The sequence below is a fragment of the Kitasatospora putterlickiae genome (assembly GCF_039527695.1).
In the GTDB taxonomy this organism is placed as follows: Bacteria; Actinomycetota; Actinomycetes; order Streptomycetales; family Streptomycetaceae; genus Kitasatospora; species Kitasatospora putterlickiae.
The window spans coordinates 7,585-15,791 of record NZ_BAAAKJ010000056.1; the positions used below are offsets into that span (position 1 = coordinate 7,585).

9 protein-coding genes are annotated in these 8,207 nt (G+C 73.6%); 3 read left to right on the top strand and 6 right to left on the bottom strand.

The window, feature by feature from the left end:
* From ABD308_RS06500 to ABD308_RS06520, 5 genes are all read right to left on the bottom strand, one after another.
* Positions 1–502: DUF2079 domain-containing protein (locus ABD308_RS06500; RefSeq protein ID WP_344328620.1), on the bottom strand; the 502-nt coding region annotated here is incomplete at its 3' end.
* Positions 503–554: 52 nt separating this feature from the next.
* On the bottom strand, positions 555–2,003 hold the full coding sequence (locus ABD308_RS06505) for a DUF2079 domain-containing protein (protein WP_344328630.1): 1,449 nt from the start codon (positions 2,001–2,003) through the stop codon (positions 555–557).
* 321 nt (positions 2,004–2,324) lie between these two features.
* Positions 2,325–2,780: an RICIN domain-containing protein gene (locus ABD308_RS06510; protein WP_344328638.1), complete on the bottom strand. Its 456-nt coding sequence runs from the start codon at positions 2,778–2,780 to the stop codon at positions 2,325–2,327.
* A 357-nt stretch (positions 2,781–3,137) separates the two neighbouring features.
* Positions 3,138–4,541: an NADP-dependent succinic semialdehyde dehydrogenase gene (locus ABD308_RS06515; RefSeq protein ID WP_344328646.1), complete on the bottom strand. Its 1,404-nt coding sequence runs from the start codon at positions 4,539–4,541 to the stop codon at positions 3,138–3,140.
* A gap of 123 nt (positions 4,542–4,664) precedes the next feature.
* Positions 4,665–4,946 carry a DUF6158 family protein gene (locus tag ABD308_RS06520; protein ID WP_344328651.1) on the bottom strand — a complete coding sequence of 94 codons (282 nt, stop codon included), beginning with the start codon at positions 4,944–4,946 and terminating at the stop codon, positions 4,665–4,667.
* Positions 4,947–5,099: 153 nt separating this feature from the next.
* On the opposite strand from ABD308_RS06520, the gene ABD308_RS06525 reads away from it, so the two are divergent.
* The 3 genes from ABD308_RS06525 to ABD308_RS06535 are packed head-to-tail and all read left to right on the top strand — an operon-like array spanning position 5,100 to position 8,028.
* Positions 5,100–5,696 (top strand): ArsR/SmtB family transcription factor, encoded by a 597-nt coding sequence (locus ABD308_RS06525; protein WP_344328682.1) that lies wholly within the window; start codon positions 5,100–5,102, stop codon positions 5,694–5,696.
* On the top strand, positions 5,693–6,973 hold the full coding sequence (locus ABD308_RS06530) for an MFS transporter (protein WP_344328709.1): 1,281 nt from the start codon (positions 5,693–5,695) through the stop codon (positions 6,971–6,973). Before ABD308_RS06525 ends, ABD308_RS06530 begins: the two co-directional genes overlap by 4 nt.
* 44 nt (positions 6,974–7,017) lie before the next feature.
* Complete coding sequence (locus ABD308_RS06535) at positions 7,018–8,028, top strand: adenosine deaminase (RefSeq protein WP_344328719.1); 1,011 nt, start codon at positions 7,018–7,020, stop codon at positions 8,026–8,028.
* Here the strand turns inward: ABD308_RS06535 and ABD308_RS06540 are convergent.
* The coding region (locus ABD308_RS06540; RefSeq protein ID WP_344328729.1) for a dihydrofolate reductase family protein at positions 7,992–8,207 on the bottom strand (216 nt) is incomplete at its 5' end. The two genes, ABD308_RS06535 and ABD308_RS06540, sit on opposite strands and share 37 nt — an antisense overlap.

The following is an 8,207-nucleotide window of genomic DNA, read 5'->3' on the forward strand; positions in this document are numbered from 1 at the left end:
CCAGGTCGGCGGCCCGGCCGGCGGCCCGGAGGTCCTCGTCGTCCCCGGCCGGGCGGGTGAAGCAGTGCACCGCGATCCGGCGGATCAGTGGCACGCCGGCGGCCAGCAGCAGCGCCTGGCCGAGGATCAGCGCGCGCGGGTCCTCCCAGATCCAGTAGAGCGGGGCGAGCACGGCCAGGATCGGTGAGAAGTGGTCGCCCAGCAGCGAGAAGCCGGGCGGGAACTCGTGGTGGTAGCTCTTGACCGGGGAGACCGGCAGGCCCAGGTCCGCGTATCCGGCCACGCCCTGGTGGAAGATGCCGAGGTCGAAGCCGCCGAGCAGGACCGCCGACCACTGCTGGAGCCCGCAGGCCGCGGTCACCGCGAAGCAGAGCAGGGCCAGGGCGGCGGTCCGGCGTCCGGAGAGCGGGCCGGTGCCGCCGGACGCGGTCGGGCGGACGGCGCGCGGCAGCAGCGGCCGGTTCGCACGGGTGGACGGGCTGAGCCCGGTTTCGACTGGCACGGGATCCCTGAACTGGTCGGAGGCGAGGGCTGGTTCGGGCGCGGGCGGCGGGTCAGCCGGCTCCGGGCGCGCCGGGCGCGGTCACGTCGGCCGCCGTGTCGGCGGTGGTGCCGGGTGCGCGTCGCAGCAGCGTGACGCCGTGGTCGCTGCGGACCACCAGGTAGCCGCTGCGCTTGGCGAGGGCGACCTCCTGCCGCTCCTTGTCCGGCGGCAGCGGCCAGCCCATCGGCTGCTCCTCGTCGACCACGATCCACTCGGCGGTCGACCACTTCTGGGGCCAGCCGAACACGATGACCTCGCAGCGGTTGGTCAGTTGCGGCACCAGCCGGTTGGAGGCGGCGACCCGGGCGTCGTTCGGGACGGCGGCCAGGACCGACCGGGCGGCCTCGACCCGGGCCGGGGTGCGCCACAGGTCGAGGGTGAGCAACTGGCCGAACGCGAAGGCGGGCAGCAGCGCCAGGGTGATCGCCGCGCTGACCGGCGGCGCCGCCCGGACGACCCACCGGGCGGCCGTGCCGTCGCGCCGTCGCGCCTTCACCAGGACGTCCACGAAGGCGGCGAAGACGATCGGCATCAGCACCGCGCTGTAGTGGTAATTGGTGCCCCAGTAGGCCGGGTTGTTGGAGAGCAGCCGCCAGCCGAGGGTGGGCAGGGCGACGACCGTCAGCGGTGAGCGGGCGGCCAGCAGCGCGGTCGGCGCGAGCAGCAGCAGGACGGTGACGACCTTGTCGCCCGGGGTGATGAGGTCGAGCGGCAGCGCGAGCAGGTTCCGGCCGCCCGAGCCGCCGCTCAGGTTGTCCCAGTACGCGAAGCTGCCCCCGGGGCTCATCGCCGGGAGCAGCACCAGGAGTTCGAGCAGCGAGGCGCCGATGCCGAACAGCACGGTGGCCGCGCCCACCCGGCGGTCGCCGCGCCACAGGACGTAGGCGCCGACGGCGGCCACGGTGATCCCCAGGTCCTCCTTGACCAGGACCAGCGGTGCGGCCCACAGGGCGGCGGCGGTCCAGCGCCGCTCGCCGAGCGCGCAGACCGAGAAGGCGATCAGCGGGACGGCGAAGGTGATCTCGTGGAAGTCGAAGCCGAGCGTCGAGGCGAGCCCCCAGGAGAGTCCGTAGCCGAGGCCGGCGGCCAGCGCGGTGGCCGGTCCGGCGGCGCGCAGCGCCCAGCGGCAGATCGGCACGACGGCGACGGACACCAGGGCGGACTGGGCCAGCAGCAGCGTTTCCGCTCTGGGCAGGAGCCGGTAGAACGGCGCGAGGACGGCGAGGGCGGGCGAGAAGTGGTCGCCCAGCAGATTGAAGCCGGGCCCCTTGAGCTCGACGATCGGGCCGCGGCCCTCGGCGTAGCCGCGCACGCCCTGTTCGAAGATTCCGAGGTCGTATCCGCTGGTGAACAGGAGTTCATGGCGGCGGACGGTGAAGAACGCGTAGATCAGGAACAGTGCGAGGGCGATGGACCCGGGGATCAACCGCACCCGTCGGCCGGCCGGGGAGCGGTCCACCGGCGGAGCGTCATCCTCCGTCCGGCGATGGAGTGCTGAGGTGGGTGTGCTGATGGTCACTGGACATCCCCGTCATCCCGGGTGCGAGTGGTCATGCGGCCGATTTGTTCGGCTGTTCGAAAGGGTGGACGGGATTTCGCCCGTATATGCGAACGCCGCCGGGCGTGAAAGGCCTCCGAGCGGGCACCGTAGCACGGTAAAGCCCTCCCCGGCGATTGGCGGCCGGGAAGGGCCAATCATCAACGTCGAATACACGATTCAGAGTTGATGGAATATCGGATCAGCTGCTTCGTTGGGACCATTCGACCGCCTGACGGACGGTCAGCGCCACTGCTGGTACGAGCCGCCGTTGCCGCCCAGCGCGTAGACGTCGCCGTCGCCGTTGCTGTCGAGGTACCGGCCGGTGGCCACGTTCTGGTAGGTGTAGCCGTAGGTGGCGCGCCGCTTGACCCACTTCTGGTAGCTGCCGCCGTTGCAGCTCAGCGCGTAGACGTCGCCGTTGCCGTTGGAGTCGAGGCAGAAGCCGGTGGCCTTGTTCTGCAGGGTGAAGGTGGAGCCGCCCAGGTCGTTGGCGTACCAGCGCTGGTACGAGCCGCCGTTGCCGGGGAGGGTGTAGACGTCGCCGTTGCCGTTGCTGTCGAGGTAGCGGCTGGTGGCGACGTTCTGGAGGGTGACCTCGGTGGCGGCGCTCGCCGGACCGGCGGCCAGGACGGTCATTCCGCCGGCCAGCACGGCCGCCGAGGCGACGACGGCGGCGGCACGCTTGAAGGGCTTCATCGCGTTTCCTTCCCGTGGTGACCGACCCTCCGGCCGGTCGGCGTAGAACGTATCCGGAAAAGCGCGCACGGCGGGATTCTTTTGTGCGCGATAGGGAGGGGTTCGGCCACCGGGAAAGAAGCGTCTCAGCTTTTATGAGGATGAGCGGAGGATTTCACACCGGTTTGTCAACGAAGGGGTTTTGTGGAGGGTCTGTCCGTGCTCCGTGAAGGGCGATCCTCCCGTTCGCCTCGTCGACGCCGGGGGAAAGTGCGCAAACGGAGTAACGGGCTGTCCGGAAATGTGGCCGGATCCGGCCGGGGCGTACGGCCCCGGCCGGGGGCGCGAGGGGCGCGTCCTGAGCGGGCTGCGCGTTTCCTAGGCGATCCAGACCGTGGTGATGTTGCAGAATTCCCGGATTCCGTGGCCGGACAGTTCACGGCCGAAGCCGGAGCGCTTGACGCCGCCGAACGGCAGGGCCGGGTGCGAGGCCGTCATGCCGTTGAAGAACACCCCGCCCGCCTGGATGTCCCGAACGAAGCGGTCCTGCTCGGCCGGGTCCTCCGTCCAGACGTTGGAGCTGAGCCCGAACGGGGTGTCGTTGGCCAGCGCGACCGCCTCGTCCAGGTCGGCGGCCCGGTAGACGGTGGCGACCGGGCCGAAGGTCTCCTCGTGGTGGATCCGCATCCGCGGGGTGATGCCGCTCAGCACGGTCGGCTCGTAGAACCACCCGCCGTCCAGGCCCGGCGTGCCCAGGCCGTCGGGCCGGCGCCCGCCGCACTCCACCCGGGCCCCGTGCTCGCGCGCGTCGTCGACCAGTTCGGCCAGGTCGTCCCGCCCCTGCCGGCTGGCCAGCGGGCCGACCTGGGTGGCCTCGTCCATCGGGTCGCCGACCTTCAGCGCCCGCATCGCCTCGGTGAACGCCGCGGTGAACCGGTCGTAGACGTCGGTGTGCACGATGAACCGCTTGGCGGCGATGCAGGACTGCCCGTTGTTCTGCGCCCGCGCCGTGACGGCGGTGGCGACGGCGGCGTCCAGGTCCGCGCTCGGCAGGACGACGAACGGGTCGCTGCCGCCCAGCTCCAGGACCGCCTTCTTCACCACGTCGGCCGCCGTGGCCGCGACCGCCCGGCCGGCCGGCTCGCTGCCGGTGAGCGTCACGGCGGCCACCCGGGGATCGCGGATCACCCCCTCCACCGCGCCCGAGTCGATCAGCAGGGTCTGGAAGCAGCCCTCCGGGAACCCGGCCCGCTGGAAAAGCTCCTCCAGCGCCACCGCCGTGCGCGGCACGTTGGAGGCGTGCTTGAGCAGACCGACGTTGCCGGCCATCAGCGCCGGCGCGGCGAACCGCACCACCTGCCAGAACGGGAAGTTCCACGGCATCACCGCCAGGACCACGCCCACCGGCCGGTACCGCACGTACGCGCGGGCCGCCCCGGAGTCGGCCACGTCGGCCGGCTCGGGGTGCTCGTCGGCGAGCAGCGCCTCGGCGTTCTCGGCGTACCAGCGCATCGCCTTGGCGCACTTCGCGGCCTCGGCGCGGGCGGCGGTGAGCGGCTTGCCCATCTCCTCGGTCATCGTCCGGGCGACGGTCTCGCGCTCCTGGTCGAGCAGGTCGGCGGCGCGGCGGAGCAGGCCGGCCCGCTGGGCGTAGGAGGTGGTGCGGTAGGTCCGGAACGCCGCTTCGGCGCGGGCCAGCCGCTGTTCCAGGCCGGCCGCGTCCAGCGGTTCGAAGGTCTCCAGGGTCTCGCCGGTCGCGGGGTTCACGCTTGCGATGGGCATCGGGGCCCTCCCAGGGGCTGCGCGGAGTGGAGGTGTCGGTCCTCCCACCCTCGCCCACCGCCCCCGTCGGGGCACGCCGACACGGCCCGGCGTGTCCCGCCGGGCGGTGGTGCGTCCGCCCCGCTACTCGGGCAGCGCCTCGGCCCGGGCCGCCGCCGCGCGGGCGCGGGCCCCGGCCCTGGTCCGGCCGGCGGTGACCAGGCGGTTGGGGAAGCGGTGCAGGTACTCCGCCTCCAGCTGCCCGGTGCGCAGGGTGTGCCGCTTCAGCGCCTCCTCGGAGCCGTACAGGAAGGTCTCGTGCCTGGTCCGGTGCAGCTGCTCCAGCTCGTGCACCAGGGTGTCGTTGTCCAGGGCGTGCGGGGAGATGCCCTCGGGCCTGGTGTGCGGGGCGTCGGGGTGCCGCATTGGCCACTCCCTCCTCGGCGGGAACGGAACCCCCCGGATACCCGGTGCCCCGCGCGCCCCTTCCGTACACCTGGACGACGCCGGTGGCCGGGTCGCACAAGAAGTCATGTACAAGGGCTGTTGCACAAGGATTCTTGTGGATAGTCTCACGGCATGTCCGAACCGACCGAGCCCAGCGCGCGCGCCGTCCGGCAGATCGCCGACTCCCGCGTCCTGGCCGCCCTCACCCATCCCGTCCGCCGCCGCCTGCTGGACCTGCTCGCGGTGGACGGCCCCGCCACCGTCGGCCTGCTCGCCGAGCGCACCGGCCAGGCCGTCGGCAGCATCAGCCACCACCTCAAGGTGCTGGCCGACGCCGACCTCGTCGAGGAGGCGCCCGAGCTGGCCCGCGACCGCCGCGAACGCTGGTGGCGCCCGACCGACGGCACCCCGCGCTGGCGGCGCGCCGACTTCGCCGACGACCCGGTCGCCGAGGCCGTCGCCGACGCGGCGGGCTCGCTCGAACTGGAGCGCCAGGCCGCCCTGGTGCGCGGCTGGTCCGCCGCCCGGCACGAGTACCCCGAGCCGTGGCGGGAGGGCTGCGCCGTGGCCACCGATACCTGGCTGCGGCTCACCCCCGAGGAGGCCCGCGAGCTGGCCGGGGAACTGGTCGAGCTGCTGTCCCGGTGGGCTGTCCGGCCGGTCCCCGAGGACGGCCGCGAACGGCGGCCGGTGTTCGCCTTCGCCTACAGCGTCCCGGCCCGGCCGTGACCGACACCGGACTGCGGGGCGCGCCCCGGTTACCCGCCGGCCTGTTCGCCCACCGCGACTTCCGGCTGCTCTGGGCGGGCGAGACGATCAGCCGTTTCGGCTCCGCCGTCACCGCCGTCGCCCTGCCGCTGGTCGCGGTGGTCACCCTGGACGCCGGACCGCTCGCGGCCGGCCTGCTGAGCGCCGCCGTCTGGCTGCCCTGGCTGCTGGTCGGCCTGCCGGCCGGGGTCTGGATCGACCGCTGGGGCCGGCGCGCGGTGCTGGTCGGCGGCAACCTCGTCTCGGTGGTGCTGTACGCCTCGGTGCCGGCGGCCGCCTGGTCCGGCGTGCTGACCTTCGCCCATCTGCTGCTGGTCGCCCTGCTCGCGGGCACCGCGGCGGTCTTCCTCGGCGCCGCCCACCAGGCGTACCTGCCGGACCTGCTGCGCCCCGAGCAGCTCACCGAGGGCAACGCCAAGCTCCAGGGCGGCGCCTCGGCGGCCCAGGTCGCCGGGCCGGGCGTGGCCGGGTTCACCGTGCAGGCCTTCGGCGCCGCCGTCGGACTGCTGGTCGACGCGGTGAGCTTCCTGGCCGCGGTGGCCGCGCTGCTGCTGATCCGCGACCGGCGGACGACGGCCCCGGCGCTCGATCCGGCCCCGCTCGGCCGCCAGGTCCGCGAGGGGCTGGCCTTCGTCCGCCGGGACCCGTACCTGGGCGCGCTGCTGCGCTACGGGGCCGTCGCCAACCTCGCGCTGGCCGGCTACCAGGCGGTGTCGGCGCTCTTCCTGATCGACGAACTCGGGGTGGCCCCCTCCGGGGTGGGCTGGCTGGGCGCGGCCGGGGCGCTCGGCGGCGTGGCCGGGGCGGCGCTCGCCCGCCCGGTCACCCGGCGGTACGGAACCGCGCGCGGCGTCCTGCTGGCCCTGCTCACCATCACGCCCTTCGGCCTGCTGCTGCCGACCGCCCGGCCCGGCGCGGGGCTGTCGCTGTACGCGGCAGGGCTGGCGGTGATGGTGGGCGGCGTGGTGCTCGCCAACGTCGTGCTCGGCAGCTTCCGGCAGCGCTACGTGCCGCCCGCGCTGCTCAACCGGGTGGTGTCCGCCTCGATGACCGCCAACCAGGCGACCATCCCGCTCGGCGCGGTGATCGGCGGCCTGCTGGGGGAGGTGCTCGGCCTGCGGCCGACGGTGTGGATCATGATCTTGCTGCTGATGGCCTCCGCCGGCCTGCTCATCGCCTCGCCGTACCGGCGGGTGCGCGATCTGCCCGATGCGTGGTCGGAGGCGGCGGAATCGTAGGATGACAACTTCGTATCCGTACCGCGATCCCCGGACTGACACCGATGCCCCTCCCCAAGGCCGAACTGCACCTGCACATCGAAGGCACCCTGGAGCCCGAACTCGCCTTCGCGCTCGCCGCCCGCAACGGCGTCACCCTGCCGTACGCGGACACCGAGGAGCTGCGGCGCGCCTACGCCTTCACCGACCTGCAGTCCTTCCTCGACCTGTACTACGCGCTGATGGCCGTGCTGCGCACCGAGGAGGACTTCGCCGAGCTGGCCGAGGCCTACCTGGCCCGGGCGGCGGCGCAGGGCGTGCGGCACGCCGAGATCTTCTTCGACCCGCAGGCGCACACCGCGCGCGGCGTGCCGCTGGCCGTCGTCGTGGACGGCCTCGGGCGGGCGCTGGACCGCGGCGAGGAGCGGCACGGCGTCAGCACCCGGCTGATCATGTGCTTCCTGCGCGACGAGTCCGCCGAGTCCGCGCTGGAGACCTTCGAGGCCGCCCGCCCCTGGTTCGGCGGCCGGATCACCGGCATCGGGCTGGACTCCGCCGAGGTCGGCCACCCGCCGGCCAAGTTCCGCGAGGTCTACCGGCGCGCCGCCGAGGCCGGTCTGCACCGGGTCGCCCACGCCGGCGAGGAGGGGCCGGCCGCGTACATCACCGAGGCGCTGGACGTGCTCGGCGTCGAGCGGATCGACCACGGACTGCGCTGCCTGGAGGACCCGGCCCTGGTCGAGCGGCTGGTCCGCGAGCGGATCCCGCTCACCCTCTGCCCGCTCTCCAACGTCCGGCTGCGCTGCGTCGACACCCTCGCCGACCACCCGCTGCCCGCCATCCTGGACGCCGGCCTGCTGGCCACCGTCAACTCCGACGACCCGGCCTACTTCGGCGGCTACGCGGGCGACAACTTCGACGCCCTCGCCGAGGCGCTCGGCCTGGACGACGAGACGCTGCGGCTGCTGGCCGCCAACTCCTTCCAGGCCTCGTTCCTGCCGGAGGAGCGCCGCGCCGCCCTGCTGGCCGAGGTCGCCGCCTACGAGTTCGCGCCCCGGGCCGCCGTCCGGGCGTAGCGCAGCAGGACCACCCCGTTGCCGAAGGTGCGGGTGGTCAGCAGCTCCAGGTCCTCGGGCGGGGTGTCGGCCGGGAACAGCGGGCGGCCGCGGCCGAGGACGAGGGGGTTGACCAGCAGGTGGTACTCGTCGAGCAGGTCGAGGGCGCGGAAGGACGCGGCCAGGTCGGCGCCGCCGAG

Coding starts and splice junctions, on each gene's coding strand:
- ABD308_RS06515 (WP_344328646.1), bottom strand. CDS start 4,541: ATGCCCATCGCAAGCGTGAACCCCGCGACCGGCGAGACCCTGGAGACC.
- ABD308_RS06535 (WP_344328719.1), top strand. CDS start 7,018: ATGCCCCTCCCCAAGGCCGAACTGCACCTGCACATCGAAGGCACCCTG.
- ABD308_RS06520 (WP_344328651.1), bottom strand. CDS start 4,946: ATGCGGCACCCCGACGCCCCGCACACCAGGCCCGAGGGCATCTCCCCG.
- ABD308_RS06525 (WP_344328682.1), top strand. CDS start 5,100: ATGTCCGAACCGACCGAGCCCAGCGCGCGCGCCGTCCGGCAGATCGCC.
- ABD308_RS06510 (WP_344328638.1), bottom strand. CDS start 2,780: ATGAAGCCCTTCAAGCGTGCCGCCGCCGTCGTCGCCTCGGCGGCCGTG.